At 49.9% G+C, this 22,121-nt stretch carries 23 protein-coding genes; 6 read left to right on the top strand and 17 right to left on the bottom strand.

All coding sequences use genetic code 11. From position 1 onward, the window contains the following. Positions 1 to 267: 267 nt before the first annotated feature. From AC27K1_RS21130 to AC27K1_RS21115, 4 genes are all read right to left on the bottom strand, one after another. A complete protein-coding gene (locus AC27K1_RS21130; protein ID WP_487152772.1) occupies positions 268 to 900 on the bottom strand; it encodes a protein-methionine-sulfoxide reductase heme-binding subunit MsrQ in 633 nt (210 codons plus the stop codon). Beyond that, positions 900 to 1,955, bottom strand: coding sequence for a protein-methionine-sulfoxide reductase catalytic subunit MsrP (gene msrP / locus AC27K1_RS21125; RefSeq protein WP_487152771.1), 1,056 nt, complete (start codon positions 1,953 to 1,955; stop codon positions 900 to 902). The genes AC27K1_RS21130 and msrP overlap by 1 nt, the downstream gene beginning before the upstream one ends. Before the next feature lie 88 nt (positions 1,956 to 2,043). Then, positions 2,044 to 2,874, bottom strand: a complete 831-nt coding sequence (gene pssA, locus AC27K1_RS21120) for a CDP-diacylglycerol--serine O-phosphatidyltransferase (protein ID WP_487152770.1) — start codon at positions 2,872 to 2,874, stop codon at positions 2,044 to 2,046. Positions 2,875 to 3,039: 165 nt separating this feature from the next. After that, positions 3,040 to 3,921, bottom strand: coding sequence for an MIP/aquaporin family protein (locus tag AC27K1_RS21115; RefSeq protein WP_487152769.1), 882 nt, complete (start codon positions 3,919 to 3,921; stop codon positions 3,040 to 3,042). A 247-nt stretch (positions 3,922 to 4,168) separates the two neighbouring features. Between AC27K1_RS21115 and AC27K1_RS21110 the strand changes: the two genes are divergently transcribed. Beyond that, a complete protein-coding gene (locus AC27K1_RS21110; protein WP_487152768.1) occupies positions 4,169 to 5,935 on the top strand; it encodes a trans-sulfuration enzyme family protein in 1,767 nt (588 codons plus the stop codon). A gap of 181 nt (positions 5,936 to 6,116) precedes the next feature. Here the strand turns inward: AC27K1_RS21110 and AC27K1_RS21105 are convergent, their stop codons facing one another. The 9 genes from AC27K1_RS21105 to AC27K1_RS21065 form a co-directional block, all read right to left on the bottom strand. Then, entirely contained in the window at positions 6,117 to 6,221 is a 105-nt protein-coding gene (locus AC27K1_RS21105) for an IS1 family transposase (protein WP_487152775.1), read from the bottom strand. Then, positions 6,203 to 6,418, bottom strand: coding sequence for a hypothetical protein (locus tag AC27K1_RS21100; RefSeq protein ID WP_487152774.1), 216 nt, complete (start codon positions 6,416 to 6,418; stop codon positions 6,203 to 6,205). The genes AC27K1_RS21105 and AC27K1_RS21100 overlap by 19 nt, the downstream gene beginning before the upstream one ends. A 76-nt stretch (positions 6,419 to 6,494) precedes the next feature. Beyond that, on the bottom strand, positions 6,495 to 6,785 hold the full coding sequence (locus tag AC27K1_RS21095; protein WP_487152767.1) for an IS1/IS1595 family N-terminal zinc-binding domain-containing protein: 291 nt from the start codon (positions 6,783 to 6,785) through the stop codon (positions 6,495 to 6,497). A 104-nt stretch (positions 6,786 to 6,889) separates the two neighbouring features. Then, positions 6,890 to 7,438 carry a hypothetical protein gene (locus AC27K1_RS21090; RefSeq protein WP_487152766.1) on the bottom strand — a complete coding sequence of 183 codons (549 nt, stop codon included), beginning with the start codon at positions 7,436 to 7,438 and terminating at the stop codon, positions 6,890 to 6,892. 154 nt (positions 7,439 to 7,592) lie between these two features. Further along, entirely contained in the window at positions 7,593 to 8,111 is a 519-nt protein-coding gene (locus AC27K1_RS21085) for a hypothetical protein (protein WP_487152765.1), read from the bottom strand. A 128-nt stretch (positions 8,112 to 8,239) separates the two neighbouring features. Beyond that, positions 8,240 to 9,778: an aldehyde dehydrogenase family protein gene (locus AC27K1_RS21080; RefSeq protein WP_487152764.1), complete on the bottom strand. Its 1,539-nt coding sequence runs from the start codon at positions 9,776 to 9,778 to the stop codon at positions 8,240 to 8,242. 144 nt (positions 9,779 to 9,922) lie between these two features. Further along, entirely contained in the window at positions 9,923 to 10,939 is a 1,017-nt protein-coding gene (gene ilvC / locus AC27K1_RS21075) for a ketol-acid reductoisomerase (protein ID WP_345196393.1), read from the bottom strand. Between the two features lie 82 nt (positions 10,940 to 11,021). Further along, positions 11,022 to 11,513 (bottom strand): acetolactate synthase small subunit, encoded by a 492-nt coding sequence (ilvN, locus tag AC27K1_RS21070; protein WP_211830951.1) that lies wholly within the window; start codon positions 11,511 to 11,513, stop codon positions 11,022 to 11,024. After that, the gene (locus AC27K1_RS21065; RefSeq protein WP_487152773.1) at positions 11,513 to 13,240 is read right to left on the bottom strand and encodes an acetolactate synthase 3 large subunit; all 1,728 of its coding nucleotides are present in this window, start codon (positions 13,238 to 13,240) and stop codon (positions 11,513 to 11,515) included. Before AC27K1_RS21065 ends, ilvN begins: the two co-directional genes overlap by 1 nt. 594 nt (positions 13,241 to 13,834) lie before the next feature. Between AC27K1_RS21065 and AC27K1_RS21060 the strand changes: the two genes are divergently transcribed. Then, positions 13,835 to 14,287, top strand: a complete 453-nt coding sequence (locus AC27K1_RS21060) for a DUF4124 domain-containing protein (RefSeq protein ID WP_487152763.1) — start codon at positions 13,835 to 13,837, stop codon at positions 14,285 to 14,287. Positions 14,288 to 14,359: 72 nt separating this feature from the next. Here the strand turns inward: AC27K1_RS21060 and AC27K1_RS21055 are convergent, their stop codons facing one another. Genes AC27K1_RS21055 through mrcB form a run of 3 tightly spaced genes read right to left on the bottom strand, consistent with a single transcriptional unit; the run spans position 14,360 to position 17,514 of the window. Continuing rightward, positions 14,360 to 14,674, bottom strand: coding sequence for a YqcC family protein (locus AC27K1_RS21055; RefSeq protein WP_487152762.1), 315 nt, complete (start codon positions 14,672 to 14,674; stop codon positions 14,360 to 14,362). Then, complete coding sequence (locus AC27K1_RS21050; RefSeq protein WP_487152761.1) at positions 14,667 to 15,158, bottom strand: tetratricopeptide repeat protein; 492 nt, start codon at positions 15,156 to 15,158, stop codon at positions 14,667 to 14,669. Before AC27K1_RS21050 ends, AC27K1_RS21055 begins: the two co-directional genes overlap by 8 nt. 10 nt (positions 15,159 to 15,168) lie before the next feature. Further along, positions 15,169 to 17,514 carry a penicillin-binding protein 1B gene (mrcB, locus tag AC27K1_RS21045; RefSeq protein ID WP_487152760.1) on the bottom strand — a complete coding sequence of 782 codons (2,346 nt, stop codon included), beginning with the start codon at positions 17,512 to 17,514 and terminating at the stop codon, positions 15,169 to 15,171. 129 nt (positions 17,515 to 17,643) lie between these two features. Here mrcB and AC27K1_RS21040 point away from each other — a divergent pair, with 129 nt between their 5' ends. The 3 genes from AC27K1_RS21040 (at position 17,644) to AC27K1_RS21030 (ending at position 20,512) form a co-directional block, all read left to right on the top strand. Beyond that, positions 17,644 to 17,991: a hypothetical protein gene (locus tag AC27K1_RS21040; RefSeq protein ID WP_487152759.1), complete on the top strand. Its 348-nt coding sequence runs from the start codon at positions 17,644 to 17,646 to the stop codon at positions 17,989 to 17,991. A gap of 151 nt (positions 17,992 to 18,142) precedes the next feature. Further along, positions 18,143 to 18,394 carry a TfoX/Sxy family protein gene (locus AC27K1_RS21035; protein ID WP_487152758.1) on the top strand — a complete coding sequence of 84 codons (252 nt, stop codon included), beginning with the start codon at positions 18,143 to 18,145 and terminating at the stop codon, positions 18,392 to 18,394. A 396-nt stretch (positions 18,395 to 18,790) separates the two neighbouring features. Further along, positions 18,791 to 20,512: an ankyrin repeat domain-containing protein gene (locus AC27K1_RS21030; protein ID WP_487152757.1), complete on the top strand. Its 1,722-nt coding sequence runs from the start codon at positions 18,791 to 18,793 to the stop codon at positions 20,510 to 20,512. A gap of 55 nt (positions 20,513 to 20,567) precedes the next feature. On the opposite strand, the gene AC27K1_RS21025 is transcribed toward AC27K1_RS21030, so the two are convergent. Further along, on the bottom strand, positions 20,568 to 21,146 hold the full coding sequence (locus AC27K1_RS21025) for a PhnA domain-containing protein (protein WP_487152756.1): 579 nt from the start codon (positions 21,144 to 21,146) through the stop codon (positions 20,568 to 20,570). Between the two features lie 510 nt (positions 21,147 to 21,656). Here AC27K1_RS21025 and AC27K1_RS21020 point away from each other — a divergent pair. Then, on the top strand, positions 21,657 to 22,118 hold the full coding sequence (locus AC27K1_RS21020; RefSeq protein WP_487152755.1) for a hypothetical protein: 462 nt from the start codon (positions 21,657 to 21,659) through the stop codon (positions 22,116 to 22,118). Positions 22,119 to 22,121: the final 3 nt, after the last annotated feature.

Genomic DNA, 22,121 nt, shown 5'->3' with positions numbered 1-22,121 from the left:
TATCGCTGAAAATGTTTCGGACTGCGTTGAGAACCTTGTCCGTTTCAGCGAGGCCGCCATTCTACTCCGGCGGACTTCAGTGTCAAGAGCGTTGTTTCAACCGGTGAAACCGGAGAGCGAAGCTCGTTGACAGGCGGCGCATTCTACAGCGTTTCGGCCTTGTGTCAATCGCTCGTTTCATCCTGTGGATAATCCTGCGTTTGACGACCGGGTCGCTAAGAAGCTGACCGCAACAGGAGGCGCATTATAGGGATCAGACTTGCAGTGTCAACCGTCTTTATCCACAACCCGGTTAAAAGCGAATGCTCTAATTAAGGGTTTCACATGAGGAACTAAACGGTAACCAAGTAATGCTACGACAATGACCACATAGAGCATTGGCTCGCCGTATCCACTCTTGGATAACCATAAATAGTGCAGCAGAACTAAAAGCACAGAAACGTAAATCATCCTGTGGAGCTTTTGCCAATTTTTACCCATACGTTTCATAACCGCACGAGGGGATGTCACCCCCAATGCAATCAACAGAAGCAGTGCTATTGCGCCAACCAGAATATAAGGTCGTTTGAATAAATCTTGATAAAGCTCAGCCACATCAAGATTTAGCAGGAAGAAGAAATAAGCTGCAACGTGCAATGCGGCATAAAACAGCGCATACAAACCCAACATACGCCGGAATCGAAGCAATTGTGCAAACTGCAATAGACGCTTTAGCGGTGTGACCGCCAACGTTATACACAGAAAACGTAATGCCCAAATACCCAAAAAGAGCACAATTGCTTTGGCCGGGTCAGGACCAAGCGTATTTTGATAGGCTGCGGTTATCACCCAGCCTAACGGCCAGAGACATAAAAGAAACACGGGAATCTTGCTGACAGTGACCCAGCTTTTTACTGTCATCAGAAACTCCTTTTCAGATCCATACCCTGATACAGGTGCGCAACCTCTTCGGCATAACCGTTGAACATCTGGGTCGCAATACGGTTTGGGTTAAACAGCGATGTTGGCAAACGCCGCTCATTCGCCTGACTCCAGCGAGGATGATCCACGGCCGGATTCACATTCGCATAGAATCCATATTCACTTGGGGCGATAGACTGCCAGGAGGTTTTAGGTTGGGTTTCCAGCAGCCGTATCTTCACAATCGACTTGATACTTTTAAAGCCATACTTCCAGGGAATCACCAGCCGCAATGGCGCACCATTCTGAGGAGGCAATGTTTTTCCATACAAACCAACAGCCAGCAATGTCAACGGATGCATGGCTTCATCCATGCGAAGCCCTTCCACATAAGGCCACTGGATATAGCTGAATGCGGATTTTTGACCGGGCATCTGATCAGGATCATGCAGTGTTGTGAACTCAACAAACTTGGCCCGGGAAGTTGGATTAAATCGTTGCAGCAGTTTTCCCAGTGGGAATCCCACCCAGGGAATCACCATGGACCAGGCTTCCACACAACGGAGCCGGTATATCCGTTCCTCCATCGTCAAGGGTTTGAGAATATCTTCCAGCGTGTACCGGCCAGGCTTTTCAACCTCACCTTCTATGACAACAGACCAGGGATCAGTTTTAAATTCACCGGCATATTTGGCGGGATCTTCCTTACCTGTTCCGAATTCGTAAAAGTTGTTATAGCGAGCGACATCAGTATACGGCGTCAGAGCTTCGTCCGTCATAAAATCGGAAGATTGATAACCTGATACCTTTTCCCGTAACCAGTCTGGCGCAGGATAATCACGAATACCCTGATAATTTGAAGGGTCAGAAGGCGATGGCGGTTGTGAAGGTTTTTGGGTCGACGGCTCTGACGCATCACAGGCTGTCAGCAAACCTCCGCCCATTGTTAATAAGGCGAGTTGTCCGGCTTTCCTGATAAATGACCGCCGATCAGCGTATATCGACTCCGGTGTAATCTCGCTGCTGGCAATGGACTCAGGCTTCCTGATCAGCATTATTCTTGCCCCCTAACGAAAAAAAGCGTTATTGCTTTAAACAATAACGCTTTTTTATGCCTTTTGGATTCAGTTAATCCAAATTTCCTTAGTGGTTAGGCTCTTCCTTCTTCGCCCCAAAGCCACCAATGTTCATGACAGACATAATCGGACCAGAGCAGGCGTAAGCCAGGAAGATAAACAACAATACACGGGGCGGATCAGTAAAGACCACCGCGAAGCACAGCACCACAACCAGGATAAAGAAGAACGGCACACGTCCTTTGAAATCCAGCTGCTTGAAGCTGTTATAACGGAAGTTACTGATCATCATGATGCCGGACAGACCAGTGATCAGCGCAGCCAACACGGCAATCGCCACATTGGAGCCATCAACACCATAATCACTGAAGGCCCAAACCATACCCGCAACCACCGCAGCGGCTGACGGACTGGGCAACCCGGTAAAGAATCGCTTGTCTGCGGTTTCAACCTGGGTATTGAAGCGAGCCAGTCGCAGGGCGGCGCAGGCGGCATAGATAAACGCGACCATCCAGCCAAACTTGCCCAGCTCCTGAAGCGCCCAGCTGAAGGATACCAACGCCGGCGCCACACCGAAGGACACCATATCAGAGAGGCTGTCGTACTCTGCGCCAAACTTGCTCTGGGCATTGATCAGACGTGCGACGCGGCCGTCCAGCCCATCCAGGATCATGGCGACAAAGATGGCAATAGCGGCAGCGCTGAACGCGCCGGACATCGCACTGACAACGGCATAAAAACCACAGAACAGTGCACCTGTCGTGAACAGGTTGGGGAGAAGATAAATCCCTTTGCGGCGGACCTGTTGTCCGTCTTCCGCCACTTCTTCGACATGCTCGTCTACTGGCAGCATGACATCGACGACCGAATCGTCTTTATTTTCCGGTTGGTCAACCATTTACGCATTTCCGGATACTGACAAAAAGAGAAGGCCACTCTATCACGAAAAAAAACCACTTTGTGTATACAGATCAATAAAGCACGTAGTTAACGCACTCTTGAACACCGGCAAAGTCGCATGGAATTTGATATTTAACACGCTTTTAGCAATGCACCATGACAGTCATGGGACTTCATGACGACGAGTCCGGTTTGCGTCATGGTCATCATCAAGCGCACTTTGTCTGTCCTCACCACAATAGTGGCCACCGGCGCTATTCATCAAAGGCTCCACCACACCTGTAAACAGCAACCCCGCTAAAACACCACCAATAACAGGCCCTGCAACATAAACAGTCAGAAACCCAAAATGATCATCGGGAAGCGCGGCCTTTCCCCAACCACTGAGCATGCTCAGCAGCCGGGGTGAAAGGTCTCTTGCCGGGTTAAGTCCCGCCTGTGTCAGTGGTCCGAGAATCGAGATAATGGCTGTAACCGTCAGGCCGATAAAAAAGGGAGCCAGCGTCTTGTCAGGCCTTCCCGTATTACAGCCTTCCGTCAAGGCAAGAATCATAAAAACAAGGGCGAATGTTCCCATGCCTTCGGCAAATAAAGCATTGATGGTGGATACCGATGCCACCTTCCCTGCCATAGGGTTGGGATAAAACTCTCCAAATATCATGGCGCTTGCGACCGATGCTTCGGTACCACGCACGATCTCATGGACAGCCTCAAACTGGATGATGGAACTGGAAAACAATAAATACAGAAACATTGCCGCGACCAGTGCCCCCGCAAACTGGGCCCCAAGATACCAGGGAAGCAAAGCCACAGGCATCCTTCGACTGACAACCATGGCAATACTGACCGCGGGATTAAGGTGTGCACAGGAAAGTCTGCGTGTCGCATAAATGGCAAGCGTCACTGCCAACCCCCAGATGATCGCCACCTGGAAAAGCCCCACATGGGCAGAAAACAGAACGGTTACCGCCACTGAGCCGCAACCCAGAAAAACGATGATAAATGTGCCAATAAACTCTCCGACAAACTCCTTCGAATAGGTCATTGATGAAACTCTCAGCTGAAAAGGACTTGATATAACGTCTTTCGACGCGCTGCCGTAAAAACGCCATAGGGACAGAACGATGAAGACCCGCACCCAATGCATCGTTTGACTGAACGTCAAAACTCGTCCCGTCAGACAATCTTCAGGGGACTATTCATCAGAGGAACTGAAGTAACACATACGGATTTGCCTGAAGCAAAGCGACAGGGATAAAGTAGTTGATAAGGGACAAAGAAGGAATTCAACCATGAGCATGGATCCGCTGGCGTCAGCACGACGTCTTTCACCCCGAAGAAAAACTTCCTCTGCAGCTTCAATTGACGAATTAACCCATGAGCAGCTTCAGCATTTTGGCATAGACCCGGCTTCAGCCATGGGGGAAAAACTTGAAGCCGTTACGGCCAACCTCTATCGCTCCGGCCATAGTATTGATGAATTGCTAAGCACTACTTTCAGCCTGCTCGGCACCCTGTCGCACAATGACCGGGTCAGCTACTTCAATGCCAAGAAGTTTCTCTGCTTCCAGCTGGCCAAACTGATTGATACGTTACAGCCGTCCATGAAAGGGGATTACCAGGCGCTCTCCTTTTCTGATAAAAGCCGCTCGGTTAAAGGTGAGCACCCACTGTTTTGCAATGTCAGCGCCCTGTTCTCTGCGACACCTGCCGTCGTGAGAACGGCCACCTATTTATATGCCTGTACTGAATGGGTGGACGATGCATTCCATGGCCGGGAGAGCACTCATCCGATTTATACCCGCCTGCTGAATCCGACCTCAATGGCATTAGCCAACAGCATGGTTGATCTTGAGACTGGTCCGCTTGCCGGTGAGTACCTAGCCTGGAACTTCAACAGTGGTATGGCCGCAATTGATGCACTGCTCAGTAATCAGCTGCGTCATGGTGATATTCTTATCGTTTCGCGCAATGTTTATGGTGGCACCCACCAGCTACTGCATGATTACTTTGCCCGAACGGATCGGCTGGCAATAGAACTGGTCTGGTTCGACGGGTATACCCACGACGATTTCCAGCAGGTACTTGAAGAGACCCGGGCTCGATATGCTGACGCACTGAGTCATGGGAAAAGTCTCAGTATCTACCTTGAATCACCATGCAACCCCCACGGTTATGTGCTGGATGTTCCCGCCATCTGCCACCTTGCCCACCAGCACAACCACACCGTGATGCTGGACGCTACGCTTGCGACACCTTTCCTGCAAAAACCGCTACAGCACAGCGATGCGAATAAACGACCGGATTTCCTTATTCACAGTTACACAAAAGATATCTCGGGCAGTGGCAGTACAACCGCAGGCGTCGTGATTGGGAAAAACCACCGGATGTTTATCCCAAAGGGCGATACCGCTGAAGGGCTTAACTGGGATCAGAGCCTGTTCTGGGATGTCTACTATATAAAAGGCAGTTTTCTGGATGCCGACAAAGCCATTGATGTCTATAACGGCATGAAGACCCTGGAGTCCCGGATGCTGGGGAAATGCATCAATACCCGGGTATTTGCTGACTTCCTCGCTTCTCACCCGGCAATACAGGTAAACAGTAACGCCATTGCCAGCAATCCCAACCGTGCGCTTTGCCAGGAACAGCAATACCTGGGATTACCCAGTCCACTGTTCAGTATTGATTTTGAACAGGCCAATATTCCCAAAGAAGCATTCACCCGGTTCTTTGATGCGCTGGAACCGGCTTTCAGCCATATGGTCAGCCTGGGCCAGAGCAACACCTTACTTCTCTGCCCGGCGCTGACGTCACATTCAGAACTCAGTGAACAGGCGCTCGAAGATGCCGGCATTACCCCAACCACCATCCGAATTGCCATGGGCAATGAGAACCCGCTGGATTTGATCACACACTTCCGGGCAGCGGCAGAATGCCATATTGATCCTGTGCTTCCCGGCTTTTCTTCACAATTTATTGGGCAGGACGCTGTTAACTTGTTGCTGAAAAGTATTTACCTCGAAACACATACCGCACATATAGAAAACAGTCTGTAAGTTAATTGCGAGAAGTTAGTTGTTCTATCTTCTCGCGATTAAGCCTCCCTCCTATAAATACGTATACCTCTTCACGCTCCTCATAAGCCTTATGATTTAGTAGACAAGGGAAAGAGCTTAGATACTTTGACAAAATCAGGTCATGTATCACACATGTTGATAGTGCTCTCTTGAGATAAATTCACTGATCACTTTTGTCGTGTAATTCAATATAACGCAAATAACAGATTGTTTTTCTGGTTAGCCGCTTAATCCGGGTTCGCAGGGTTAGATTTTGGCGCTCAATTCTTTGGGTAAACAGCTTGCCGACAACATGCCTGTCTTCCGGCAGGGCTGACGTGTAAGGTTTTCAGTCATCCGCGAGTAATAACGGAAATCTTTGGATGACCAACGTTCAAGCAACTGATTGAGTGTGCTGGTCGACCTTGCCCCAAATGTATACGCAATGATCCTTTTACAGCGGGGCTCCCAAGCATAGAACAGCCATCGCTGATGGCTCTTGCTGCCAACAAAAGATTATTGTTTGTCCATCTCGCACAGTATTTCTACTGTCGCGTTCTCAAAGGGGATCTGAGTGACTGTGTGCGGCGCCAGTTTTTAAATGGGCAATGACGGTGTTCATACTGACATCTAGTAAACGACATATGTCATTTATAACAGAGCCGTTCATGATCATGGACACAACGTGGTCATGAGTCCCTGGCAGATTTCCGTTATGGCGGTATTCCAGCTGGAAACTCTTGTTGCAGATCCGGCACAGATACCGTTGATGCCTGGTGTCTGCCTTTCCGTTTTTAACGACTCCGTGAGTTTGACCGCAATGAATACACGTAACTTGAACTACAGCCATGAATCACTCAAAAAGCGCAGATACGATACGATACGATACGATACGATACGATCAACAGATCATGAGTCATGATTCTCAGATCTCATAAAAAGTCACACATCGCGTTAAATGCTGGTATTTTTCCTGCGATTATTTGGGGATGAAACTACAATTCCTGGTTGAGGAACTTCAAAAAAAGCTACAAATTGCATATGTGTATTCCATATGAAATCTTTTCTTTCAGTTGTCAGTGCGCTAGATAAATTGGCCATCTTGATATACATACAATAATTTATTTGAATGTTAAAAGCGCTGTAGTAAACATCCCCGCTATTCCCTGATTTCCAACTCCACCTATCTAGTATGGGGTCATGTCTCATCCAGTGGAATCCATTTTGGTCAGCCATAAGAAGGACTAAATAGCACCCACTTTTTGGCATGGGTAGATTTGACAAATCATTTTGGGGAAGGTGCTTTAAGCCATCAGCAATAGCGCCTTGTACAAGACGGTTATGGTAGTCGGGGCCTGGATATGCAGGAACTCCTCCGATTGAACCAGGAATTGCCCCTCCAAAGTAACCATTAGCTGGATTTCTGTCATTGCAGGCATAGGCGTAGCAGTTGGATACATCGCTCCAACCCGTATCGCATTCAGGCGTCATATTGATAGGCATCAGTCAGTACCTCATATTACCAAGTCAGACAGCACTCATTAATCTAGCATGAACATTATAAGCGCTTTGGCCAAAGTTGCCTTTTGCGGTTATTTGCACCTGTGTTCCGATATCAAAGTGGTTAAACAGTCTCCTGTCAGTTTGACTTTCTCGGTTAACCGCCCAGGGCAAAAACATGATCACTCTTTGAACAAACCAAGCACTCGCACCATGTAGCCCTCATCCCAACCACAGTGTTTTCGCTTGTTTTTGATTCCACTTTCACTGTCGTCTCCATTTTCAGAAGGTTGTGTGTCACCTGACGGGTTATCGCCATGCTGAGCCATTCCTTATCGACCATAGATGCAGACAGGTGCATGACGCTATGCAATTTTCTGGTTCCAAATATAAGATTGGGATTTGCACCATGTTGAAGAAGCGTCCTGTAACCAACTTTATTGCTTTTTTTAAGAGCCCAAAACAACACCGGCGTTCCCTTATGGCCTGATGTATTCACATCGACTTCTGCCAGCAGCTTCTCCATTTTCGAGACATTTCCTCGCGCAGACGCTTTTGCCAGAAGCACAAGCTTTGGCTCTTTGTAAACTTCATCTGCGCTCATATAAAACAGAGGCTTCTCCGCAGCCTGTACCAATACTGGCACGAAAAAAAGCAGCAAAGAGACTTTGATCATTGTTAAATAATACCGAGCAATTTTTGCTGAGAAAGCAAGATAAAGAAAGCTCTAGCGTATTTAGGTGTGTGCCGCTTTCAGTTTTAAACTGAAGTTGCGACACCACCAAGACGATCAAATGAAAACCATTATTTGCGCCGTACCAGTTTCTCTATCGCCAAACCAACCCCCGCGAGAGAAACCAGTTTTCGTAACCCGGCTGGACGCACCACGGTTGCCAGCAGACGATCCATCAACGCCAGCTTCTCACTGGAATAGGGATACCAGTTAGGCTCACGCTTTCCGCGGGTCGGATCAATCAAGACCGCTTTGGAGCGGGTCATTCCCAGCAATCCTTCAGCACCTTTCATACGGCCATAGCCGGAATACTTCACACCACCAAACGGCAGGTGCACATTCCCTTCCGTAAGCATGACATTGTTGACGTTGACGCAACCGGTTTCCAACGCGCGGGTGACCCGGTCCGCCCGCGTAGCATCCTGTGTCCAGAGACTGGTGCTCAAACCGAAATCACAGGCATTATGTCGGGCAATGACTTCCTCTTCAGAGGTAAAGCGGTAAACCGATACCACCGGGCCAAACGTTTCTTCCTTAGCAATCAGCATGTCTTCAGTGACATTAGCAACCAGTGTCGGCTGAAAAAAACGGCTACCGGCTTCCAGACGCTGACCACCACAAAGAATATGCGCACCTTTTTCCGTGGCATCCGCCAGATGTCTGTCAATGATATCTGCCTGGAAATCTGTTGTTATCGCACCAACATCCGCATTGCCATCCAACCCTAACGTACTGGCTTCCAGTTCCTTTTTCAGACGTTCAACGAAGGTGTCATAGATAGAATCATGCACAAACAAACGTTCTGTCGCCGTACAACTCTGACCACTGTTGTGCATATTGCCCCATGTAGCAGCGGCGACGGCTCGATCCATATCCGCATCATCAAAGACAATCATCGCATCCTTGGCGCCCAGCTCCATCACGACAGGAATCACCATCGGTGCTGCCTGGGCCAGAATTTTTTTGCCGGTACGACCGCTGCCGGTGAAGGCAATCATGTCGGGTCGCATGGCAATCAGTTGTTGTGCAGTTTCACCGCCACCCTGCACAACAGTTATAGCTTCTGACAACAACGGCGAAAGGCTGACTATTTCTTTAAACACATCAGCCATCGGTGTTTGTTCGGAGGGTTTAATGATCACGGCATTGCCTGCCACAAAGGCAAACATGGCTGCCGTCATGGCAATGGCCAGTGGCAGATTCCAGGGCGATATCACCAGCACCACACCCCGGGCTTCATGATAAATACGGGATTTTTTTCCCAGCAAGGTAATGGGTGTCGTGACTTTCTGATCACGGAGTATCTTGTCCGCGTTATCCACCAGCCACTGACAATCTTCCACTAGCTGGAACAGATCGGAAATCATCGCGTCCGTACGACAACGTCCTGTTTCTTCAACAATCCGGTCGAGTAAACGCTCCCGGTTTGCCATCAGGTAATCGATCAGTCGGCGAATTTCTGTCTGACGCTCTTTAACCGATGTTTGCCGGAGCTTTGCAGCCCCTTCCCTCGCCCTGGCAAAGGAAGCCCTGATGTCAGACTCTGACGGATCGTCAATCGTATAGAGGGAAGCACCTGTGACAGGATTATTAACGGGAATGGCGTTCATGGCTGGCTCCGGATGCTATTTTTATTGTGATTATTACCAGAAAATAAAACGATCGTACCATAAACAAAAAATCGCGCACGTCGATTGGGCAGCAGATACAAAAAAGGCAGGAATAATTCCTGCCTTTTTTGTACAAAAGAACGATTAGTTCTTGTCTTTATCCACCAGCTTGTTAGCAGCAATCCAGGGCATCATCTCACGCAGCTTGGCGCCCACCTGCTCAATGGGGTGTGCGGCATTGTTGCGACGGTACGCTGTCATGGACGGATAGTTGGTCGCGCCTTCCGTGATGAACATCTTGGCATACTCACCGTTCTGGATACGCTTGAGCGCATTGCGCATCGCCTGGCGGGACTCTTCGTTGATCACTTCAGGGCCGGTCACATACTCACCATACTCCGCGTTGTTGGAGATGGAGTAGTTCATGTTGGCAATACCGCCTTCGTACATCAGGTCTACGATCAGCTTCAGCTCGTGCAGACACTCGAAATACGCCATTTCCGGCGCGTAACCGGCTTCGGTGAGGGTCTCAAAACCCGCCTTGACCAGTTCTACCGCACCACCGCACAGCACAGCCTGCTCACCGAACAGATCAGTTTCAGTCTCATCTTTGAACGTGGTTTCGATGATACCAGTACGACCGCCGCCCACACCGGCAGCATAAGAAAGTGCTAACTGCTTGGCGTTGCCGGAGGCATCCTGGTAAATCGCTACCAGGTCAGGAATACCACCACCTTTCACAAATTCGGAACGCACAGTGTGGCCAGGCGCTTTAGGCGCGACCATGATAACGTCCAGATCAGCACGCGGCACAACCTGGTTGTAATGGATGGAGAAACCATGGGCAAAGGCCAGAGTTGCGCCTTCTTTCAGGTTGGGTTCGATCTCATTGCGATACAGCTGCGCCTGGAATTCATCCGGGGTCAGGATCATGACCACATCCGCCTGGCTCACGGCTTCGGCCACTTCTTTTACCGCCAGACCCGCACTTTCCGCCTTGCTCCAGGATGCTGATCCCTTACGCAGAGCAACCGTCACCTCAACGCCGGAATCCTTCAGGTTGTTGGCATGGGCGTGCCCCTGGGAACCATAGCCGACAATGGTCACGCGCTTGTTCTGGATGATGGAGAGATCACAGTCTCTGTCATAATACACTTTCATTTTATCCCGGACTCCTCGTTTCCAACCCACACTTATCATTCTTTATTCAGACTGCTCGAATGACGAACAGTTCACATCGATCCTAGAGACTCAGGACCTTTTCACCCCGCGCGATACCGGTGACGCCGCTGCGCACCACTTCCAGGATCGTGCTTTCCCCCACCGCTTCCAGGAAGGCATCCAGTTTCTCACCGGTACCGGCGAGCTGGATGGTGTAGACCGATGGTGTCACATCGACAATCTGGCCCCGGAAGATATCGGCGCAGCGTTTCACTTCTGCCCGCAGCGGACCAGACGCCTTGAGCTTCACCAACATCAGTTCCCGCTCAATGTGCGCCCCTTCGGTCAGATCCACCAGCTTGACCACATCAATCAGCTTGTTGAGCTGCTTGGTGATCTGCTCAATGGTTTCCGGCTTGCCGATAGTGGTCACCGTCAGACGCGACATGGTCGGGTCTTCGGTCGGCGCCACGGTCAGTGTTTCAATGTTGTAGTTACGCTGGGAAAAGAGACCCACAATGCGGGACAAGGCGCCGGGCTCGTTTTCTACCAGTACTGAAATAATGCGCCGCATCAGGTCCGCTCCGTCTTGCTTAACCACATATCCCGCATGGAGCCTTCACGGATCTGCATCGGGTACACATGTTCGTTGGGATCCACATCCACATCCAGGAAGACGAGACGGTTGTTGAGGCTGAACGCTTCATGCAGCGCCGGCTCCAGGTCGGCAGGACTGGTGACCTTGATACCCACATGCCCATACGCTTCCGCCAGTTTGACGAAGTCCGGCAGGGATTCCATGTAGGAATGGGCGTAGCGGCTGTTGTACTGCATATCCTGCCACTGTCGTACCATACCCAGCGCCTGGTTGTTCAGATTGATGATCTTCACATTCAGATCGTACTGACGACAGGTGGACAGTTCCTGGATATTCATCTGGATACTGCCTTCACCGGTCACGCAGGCAACTTCGGCATCGGGATAATGCAGTTTGACCCCCATGGCAGCAGGCAAACCAAAGCCCATGGTGCCGAGACCACCGGAATTGATCCAGCGGTTAGGCTTGTCAAAACGGTAATACTGGGAAGCATACATCTGATGCTGGCCAACATCGGAAGTGACAAACGTATCCCGGTCTTTCGTCACCTCATACAGGGTTTCAATGACCTGCTGCGGCTTGATGATGGATTCATCACCTTTGTCATAACTGAAAAGACCGCCACGACTGCTGCGCCATTCATCAATCTGCTTCCACCAGTTCTTCAACGCATCGCTGTCTGGCTCGTACTCTTTCTCTACCAGGTCCAGCATGTCGTTCAGTACGGTATCGACCGGTCCCACAATGGGCACATCCGCGGGGACATTCTTGGAGATACTGGCCGGATCAATGTCGATATGAACGACTTTGGCCGTAGGACAGAACTTGGCAGTGCTGTTTGTCACCCGATCATCGAAGCGAACACCCACAGCAATCACCAGATCACTGTGATGCATGGCCAGGTTGGCGCAGTAACTGCCGTGCATCCCGAGCATACCGATGAATTGTTCATCGCTCCCCGGGAATGAACCCAAACCCATCAGGGTATTGGTCACTGGCAAATTGAATTTCTTAGCCAGCTGGGTCAGTTGCTCTGACGCTTTGCCCAGTACAACACCACCACCGGCGTATAACACGGGGCGGCGTGCCTGCATCAGCAGTTCAGTCGCCTTGCGAATCTGGCCGCTGTGCCCTTTGACCGGCGGAGAGTAAGAACGAATCTTGACCTTGCTCGGGTAGTTGTATTCGTACTTCTTGCTGATATCCGTGATGTCCTTGGGCAGGTCAACAACCACCGGACCGGGACGACCACTCTGGGCAATATAAAAAGCTTTCTTGATAGTTTCCGGAATATCTTCCGCGCGCTTGACCAGGAAGCTGTGTTTAACGATGGGCCGGGATATACCGACCATATCGGTTTCCTGGAACATATCCGTGCCAATAAACTCAGACGGCACCTGACCAGAAAGCACCACCATCGGAATAGAATCCATATAGGCAGTGGCAATACCGGTAATGGTATTCGTCGCGCCGGGACCGGATGTCACCAGCGCCACGCCCGCCTTGCCACTGGCACGGGCATAACCATCCGCCATATGGGTGGCTGCCTGTTCATGGCGTACAAGAACGTGTGTGATTTTGTCCTGACGGAAAATCGCATCATAGACATGGAGAAGGGCGCCGCCCGGGTAGCCGTAGATATACTCGACCCCCTCATCGGCGAGGGCGCGAACCACCATGTCCGCGCCGGATAGTAATTCCACTTGCTTACCCTCTGTCACGAGTTCACCGATCATTGTCTTCTTTCCGGGACGTCTCTGTTGTCGTGCACGTCGTACCCTATCGGTAGACCCGCCAAAGCCGAGCCGGATTCTCTGTTGTTATTGTCAGCCAGTGGCAGCGTGTCGCGTAAATCCATTACGTCGGTGGTGTTTCCCTGCACAACGATGGCATGCCAGCAGCCAGCGCTCGTAAATCAGACTTAAAAGGGCCTTGTCGTATAAGACCATTACATTCCTGTGCGGGTAACGCTTGCGGAATGCAGACCGGGTAACCTCCAGATTCTGAATGGTCGCAGAACCTGATCCCGGTGCTGTATTGTTATTGTCACTTGAATGGCCTTACCGGCAGATTGTGTCAACCGGCGCGCCAAGTGGGGCCATTGTTGAATTTTCACCGTAAAGTGTCAATAGCGCTCTAGCCAACACACTGCCTGATTGTCAATAGGGATTCGTCCGGCATTCCGTTTTCATCCATTCTGCAGCCAAGCCTATATATTGGAGCTCATAACAGGGAATACTTTTTGCGGTAAGATCACGTTAAAGTTAAAGAAGAAATAACAACAAATGATCCCCACTATGAAAGTGTTTACCCTGGTCGGCCTTGTCCTGATGCTCGTCTCTGCTCCCGCCATGAGCGAACAAATATATCGCTGGAAAGATGCAAACGGCACCGTTCACTTTGGCACGAAACCACCGGAGGCATTTAAAGGTGATGTCGAAGGCATGGAAAAACCCAATGCTATTGGTAATGAAAAGCTGTCAACACCTGCCAATAACGAGCTCAACACCCCACCGGCTGCAAGCCAGAATCAGGCCGAATATGAACAACAACTTAAGCAAATTGAACAGGAAAAAAAGGAAGCCTGCGACAGGGCATTCGCTAACCGGAAAAGTTTGCTCAACAGCCATCGAATCCAGATCAAACAGGAAGACGGCACTTATCGTATGCTCAGTCACGAAGAAAAGCTGGAACAACTCAGGGATGCGGATGAGGCGATTACGGCTTATTGCGAAGGAAGAGAAGAGTAAATCCGGCGGTTTTGCTGGTAGCAGCATCCTGACTACCTACCAGCAAAACTGATTATTATCCCATTGTTTCAATCAGCGCATCTGCCCATCCAGCTGCTCAATCAATTCCAGCAAGCTCCGACGGTTTTCAATAGGCTGGGCCTTGAAGGCTTCTTCTGCATACGGTTTGATATCACTGCCTGTCGGCAATGGCGCGCCATGATCCATAATGGCTCGCAGGCGGGGGATATAAATCCACTGCAGCCACTGGGTGAATGGCAGGGTGTCCACACAAAAAGGACTGGTGCTTGCCAGCGCCTCCGGTGAAGGCGGCATCCCCTCCCACAACGACTGACGTTTTAACTCTGCTTCCAGCTCTGCCAATAAAATCCGTACTGCTTCAGACACGCGTTTGCTTACCTTGTATATCCGGCGCCATCGACCGGTTCAATTGATTCAGGAAAAGATGAACCTGCTCACGCAACAACGGCGCATCCGTCAACGTGAGGCTGCGCCGGGCCAGCTGTGAGGCTTCATGATACTCGCCCAAGGCTGATTGCATCATCGCCATATAGTAATACACCAGTGGATCATCCGGGCTGATGCGCAAAGCCCGATGCAAAATCACCAGACCATTATCCGGATTTCCGCCCAGCCATTGTTGCCGACTGTTTTCCAGCAGACTGGTCACTGCTGCCGGGCGACCGACAGCCGTCTCCTGCTCGAGCCGCATAAGCATGGCAGAATCATCGGACCATGTGGCCTGAAGGGGCATTAAGGAAGGCTGCAGGCTACAACCACCGGCCAGAAACAAAAACAGAACAAGCAGTGGACGTAGCCAATGCGACGTCATTCCATTCTGCTTATAGGAAACAGCACTCACTTCAACCATATAAGGCTCACTACTCAAACAGTGCCCGGAACCAGTCTACCACAGAGTCTTTTTCTTCCCCTGCACAGGCGGCCCGCCCTTTAGGCTCTGTACCTTTAATAAAAGGCAGTACCCGACTCTGACTGCAGGATTGACTGCCAATGAGCCCGGTCTGTTCATCCACCGTGACCCAGTGAATATTGTCGCCCGAGGCTTTGGGCAGGGATTTCAGTGGACGCTGGCGCATCAGATCCGTCCAAACCCGCAAGGCGCCGGTGCCTCCCGTGAGATGCGTTGGCGCATTATCGTCATAGCCTAACCAGGCAACCGCCAGCGTGTCCCGGGAAAAACCGGCAAACCAGCTGTCCCGCTGTTCATCCGAGGTACCGGTTTTTCCCGCCAGGGAAACAGAATTTGAAATTGTCCGGTAGGTGCTTTTGCCCGTACCGTTGCGCATCGTTTCCTGCATTGCATAGCGGATCAACGCCATCGAAGATTCCGGGAACACCTGCTCCACCGCCAACGAATAGTGCCTTAAAGGATTACCCTGGGCATCCAGCACCGCATTGATCGCCCGCAACGGTACCCGGTAACCGCCGGAGGCCAGTGTCTGGTACATCGCAGCGACTTCCAGAGGCGACAAATCCAGTGAGCCTAAAAGTAATGAGGGATAAGGATTGACCTGACCACTCAAGCCCATGCTCCGGAGTGTTTTAACAACCTGTTCTACCCCAACATCCATTCCCAGTTGTGCGGTTGCCAGGTTATAGGACTTCGCCAGCGCCTGATATAACGGCACCTGGCCATGGGTCTTACGATCAAAGTTATCTGGCTCCCAGAGTTGGCCATTGGCCAGTTTCACGCTAACCGGCGCATCATCGATCAGGGTCGCCAATGTGTATTTTTCCGGTCTCATGAGGGCGGTGAGATAAACAGCTGGTTTAATCAATGAACCAATGGGACGTCGTGCATCCAGGGCCCGGTTAAACCCGGCAAAACCTGGATCACGTCCTCCCACAACCGCCTGGACATCCCCGGTACGGGCATCGGTGACCACAATCGCCCCATCCAGCGGCGGCTTGCCCTTCCGATCCAGTTGTTTCAGTTTACGGGCCAGACTTTCCTGTGCCTGGTGCTGAACCACTGGGTTCATATTGGTAAATATCCGCAAACCTTCACTGGCGAGATCTTTATCCTGATAGTCCGTTCTGAGCTGGCGCTTCACCAGGTCAATATAAGCAGGGAAAGCATTGGCCTGAAGACGCTCCACCGGCACCACGCCCAGCGGACGCCCCTTGGCCCGATTGGCTTCCGAGGCAGTCACAACGCCATGTTCAACCAGCATATCGAGCACCAGGTTACGGCGTTCCAGCGCCCGCTCCGGATACCGGCGAGGGTTATACCAGGAGGGACCCTTAACAATTGCCACCAGCAGCGCTACCCGGGACAGATCCAGTTCCTGCAACGGACGGGCAAAATAAAACTGACTGGCCAGGGCAAATCCGTGAATCGCCCGTTGTCCCTGCTGGCCGAGATAAACCTCATTCAGGTAGGTTTCCAGAATGTCATCCTTGCTGTAATGCATTTCCAACAGCAAGGACATCAAAGCCTCTTCGGCCTTGCGCACCAGCGTTCTCTCGTTACTGAGAAAGAAATTTTTGACCAACTGCTGGGTCAGTGTGCTGCCGCCCTGGACAATCCCCCCGGCCTTGACGTTGGCAAACATCGCACGGGCAATGCCCTTGAATGACAGCCCCCAATGGTCATAGAAGTCACGATCCTCGACCGTGACCAGCGTCTGAACCAGGTATTTCGGTGTCTGGTCCAGCCGAACAAGAATCCGGTCCTCATGGGTCGCAGGAGAAATACTGCCCATTAATTGAGGATCCAACCGGGTCACCGGCACATCACGGCCCGCCGTATCGCCCAACGCCGCCAGCGTGCCATTGCGGAAGATAGCAATCACCTGCCGCGAGGACTCCTGTCCGTCAGGGAAACGGAAACCACGGATATAGATATGAAAACGGTTGTTTTCTCTAGAAAAAGTCCCTGGTCGGCCAACCTTTTTAACAGGCTGATAACCCTGTCGGCGCAACTGCAGCTGCAAGAGTTCGGGATCCAGCCGCAGCCCGGCATAGAGCTCCAGCGGCTGGGCATAGACCTTCGCCGGAATCGCCCACTTGCGACCCTCGAATTTCCGGGTGACCACCGCATCCAGATAGACCATCAAGGCCATCAGCACCGCCAGACCGGCGAAACCAAGCTTCAGCACCAGCGATAGCCAGCGTCTGCGCCCCCTGGGTTCAGTTTTTCGCTTACCGGACTTCCCTGCACGTTTTGCGGGTTGCCGGCTGCTTTTTCGTTTTGTTCCAGCCATGGTCGGATTATATGGAAAACCCCCGTTCAGGCTAATACGCAAACGCCGGTTTTCTGGGAACTCTCCGGGCGCAGCGTACTCAAATCCTTACCTATACTGACCCATCCGTTTGCCCAAAGGAATGTCATTATGAAAAACGTGGTTTTATTGATGGGCTGTCTGTTTTCCAGCCATCTGCTGGCAACGGGCACCCCTCTCTGTGATACAGCAGAGGCACGCAATCAATTAATTGCGATTGAAAAATCCCGCCAACCCAGCATTGATTTCACTCTGCCTCCCGGAAAAGTCGAGTTTATTCGTAGCGTCCAGCGGGGAGGAAAGGTGCTGCATATCTGCAAGGCAACCGTATTGAGCCGGGATGAGCGTCAGAATTCCGTGGAAAGCGCCGTGGTTTACTACACCGAGCCCGTCAAGGAAACAGAATCCGGCTTTGGCATCGTTATTCTCAACCGTAAAAGTGGTCAACGAGACATTTGATCAGGGCTGCTTCCTTTAAAACCACCTCCTGAGCATCATATTCAGGTATTTGCCCTATTAAAATTAGCTATCATTACAAGCAAGACGGCATTTATTCTGTCAATGGATAACTGTGCGCCAGGATGGCGACCAAGGGAAAGGAAGTAGATCAATGGATTTGATCGAGCTGAAGAACCTGGGCAAGACCTCTGTACAATGGCTCAACGCAGTAGGCATACGCAACCGGGAACAACTCCAGGCCCACGGTGCCGTAGGCGCCTATGTCAAAGTGCGGGAGCGCGGGTTCAAAGTTTCAAAGGTTCTGCTGTATGCACTGGAAGGCGCACTGATGAATTCGCACTGGAATGACCTTCCAGCGGAGCTGAAAAAACAGCTGCTACAGGATGCCGGTGAAACTGACTAACCCTTCGTGGCGCTTACAGGTGTGAGAACAGTCTCCCTGTGAAGCGCCCATACCCACCCCGCAAGCAAAAGCCCAACCGTTACATTAAATTACAAATCCCCAGAGATTATAATTTGACCGTCCAAATGATAACGATTATCATTAACTGCACGTAAGGTGTGATGATCTTACGTCCTGCACCTCTGTTTGCATGCAGTCAAACAACCCTGCAGGTTATCTCCTCATCAGGCTAATCACGGTAATATTGCCCGCTGCCCACACAGCGGGCTTTTTTTCGTTTACCTCTCAGATCAGCAACGTGCACTCTTGTCGTTACGTTAAACAGGCACACTCGTTAGTGACTTCCTGCATTCATCGACTTAAATTTTCTTCTTTCCTCAAGACGAGGCATCAACGGTGATAGGTACAGGAAGATTCGGCAGTGCCAGCGCAACAACCTTACAAACGGTAGCTCAAGAGAAAGCCCCAACTGCATTAAAAAAACAATCGCCCTCTCTTGCCAACCCCGGTCAACATAAAGATAAGGATGGTAAACCCCAAAGAGGTATTGATCATCAGCGCAGGGTAAAGCTATTTGAAACTAAACATATTTGGTTCTCTAATCCTTACCATACAAAGGGCGTATTTTTATTTCAAACAGGTGACAAGCAATATTTTTCATACCTAAACCAGGAAGAAGCAGAAATCGCTATTGTTTCCACTGCCACAGGAAAACCGCAGACATTAAAAATGGCACCAATAATTCCCAAAGCAGCTGACATAAATGACATTTATATTATTGACAATGAAGCAAGCAACGTTTTATTAATCAGATATAAAGAAAAACACTGCCTGCTGATCAAAAACAAGAAAGAAGAATGGCTTCCAGCATTTCAAATACCATCAACACGTCCTGATGCATTACTCCTTGAAGCCGTCAATAAACGCCAACCCAGTACTGCATTACACATTATTAAACACTGCCCAAAAAGCACTTTTAAGAGCGCATTACATCAAATACTGTCCAGGGCTGCAGAAAATGATGTACACACAATTCTAACGCCACTGATGGCAATAGGAGCCAACCCCAACAGCTTTGAATATAGAGAAACGAATATTCCTTTTCCCTTGATAGCTGCTGCACAAGCAGGGCATCACAAATCTGTAAATCAACTGCTCAAACACGATGAATATAGCGAAACCACAGACACTCAAATACATTGGAAAAACCAGATATTAAAAGCCTTAACGATAAGCATTTATAAAAGTGATATGCATACAGCAAGAGAACTGCTATCCCCTAAAACAAGAATAATTCTGCATAAAAAATTCTTGATTGAGCCATTACGAAAAGCAATCAGGCGTGGTGATCCGAGAATGATTCAACTTTTACTTCAATTCAGCAAAGTTGAAAAATTTTTTATATCATCTATGGATTTACCATGGAATAACAGGAACACAACTCACCAATACCTGATCAGGTATCAACTGGTGTTCGCTAAAGCCACAAATATCAATTCTGCAGAATATTTAAGAGCACCTTTACAATCACGACATATGCCAGTGGATTTAGCAGGAGAACTTAGGAGCACGAGATGGTTGCCTGCCTCTACCCAACGGACAATTTTAAGCAAAACATCCCGGCATAGAATTCCATTTTTTCGTGATATGTTTGGTCATACAATGCTTCATCAGGTAGTAATGAATAACAACCCTACACAACTGGCTAAACACCTTGCTACGGAGATAGGTAAAGAACTCATTAACACCCAACGATTTGACGGTTGTACAGCACTACACCTTGCAGCATTAAATAACTATCAACGATGCGCATGCCTATTGCTTGACAATGGCGTCAGAACTTCAATATCCAATGCTGACGGCGAAACCGCAAGGGTGCTTGCAAGTGACGCTTTACTGAAAAGCTTACTACTCTCTTATTCGTATCAACAATCTCGTTATATACGCAATAACGAAGGGGATAAAGTGCTAGTTCCTAATGTAAACATCAACCTGAAGATATTCGCTCGTGATGCGTTCTGGCAAATGATCTGTAAGAAAATCATAGCTGGCGAATCTGACGAAACGATAGCTGGTGTACTAGAAATGCATCCTGATTTATTTTTTGATATCAAATAATTCAATTAAACACAACGCAGGGTATGACTGCACAAGTTCCATACCCTGCCTGCCATCATGATTTCTTAACAAATTTGGTCAAAATCACAATCTGCTGGCCATTCACCCGGCCTTCGATATGCTCCGGGTTATCCGGTACCAGCGAAATGCCACGCACCGCCGTTCCCCGTTTGGCCGTGAAACTGGCGCCTTTGACATTCAGATCCTTAATCAACGTCACGGTATCGCCCGCTTCCAGTACAACACCATGACAATCGACGTGTTTGACGCTGTCTTCTTCCGCAACGCCTTCGCCTGTCGCTTCCGCCCATGCCAGGGTTTCTTCATCCAGGTACAGCATATCCAGCAGGTCTTGAGGCCAGCCTTCACTGCTCAGGCGTTTCAGCATCCGCCAGGCAAGCACCTGAACCGCCGGTACCTGACTCCACATACTGTCATTCAGACAACGCCAGTGGTGGATGTCGGTACTCTCGGGATTGTCTATCTGATCGCGGCATACCTGGCACAACAGAGCACAATCTTCAGGATGATTACCGTCGCGTGGGGGAACCGAATAAATGCCCAGTTGTTCTGTAGTGCCACAAAGTTCACAGTGGCTGTCACTGCGAGCACGCAGAGTCTTTTCAATGGTCATAGCGCATATACAACTTGCAAGATAAGCGCAAAGTATATCGCAAATCAGGGATGAATCTGCCGCATCAACGATGGGAGTTTTTCTTATTCCAAATACGTTTAAAGACAATCATGACAGCGTTATTGACTGCCTGTTTTTATCCGCTTTGAACGAACCTTTTTGATCTCAGGCTGTCTTACAGATTGAAGGGCAGAGTCTTTCCAGAGCAATAAACCTGTCCAATTTTTTACTCACTGTACTGACTCTTCAATTCAAGGATGGAAAATGGCATATCCAGTACTCAACCAAGAAACATTCATCCCCCCGTTTCCTCCAGATTACAGGGATGGCAGCTCTTATCCCGCTGAACCACCACCAACTTATGATGAGGCTGTTAATTTTCAGCAACATCAGCTGAGTCAAACCACGCCTAATGCCTCGGTGGCGTCTCCCCCGGCACAAAGTGGCGCGTCGCAAACAAACAATCAGCCAGTCAGTGGCTGTTCCCTTTTTGCACGATGCATCACAAAAATGGCCGTTTGCACACTGATGTCTTTAGCAGGTCTCGGCGGCCTGCTGGCTACCATTGCGCTGTCACCTTTCTTCGGTGCCTATATTGTTGGCAGCGTATTATGTCAGGGCTGTTGTATTTTTGTCGGTCTTGATGGTGACAGTGCGAAAGTGCTTGGTATCATTTTATTGGTCGCCATCGCTGTTGCTTCGCTACCCGTCATTATCGTTTCCCCCGTTTTTGCACTCGCGGCGGCTCACCGCACTGGAAAATCACTATTGGGGAATGATTACCATCCATGCAGCCTGATGGAATGGGCCGATGATAAAGCCAGGTATTATTTATCCGCGGACTGCCTGAGACTGTGGCTGGGCATGTCTACCAGGCACCATCAATGCGGTTACAGCAATGACACACATGTCCATATTCATCATCACCACTATCACAAACACACGCCTCGCTGCTGGAGACGATGTGGATAAGCA

The sequence above is a fragment of the Kistimonas ophiarachnellae genome, assembly GCF_057552235.1.
The sequence above is the reverse complement of the archived record's forward strand: the minus strand, read 5'-3'. Positions and strand labels throughout refer to the sequence as shown.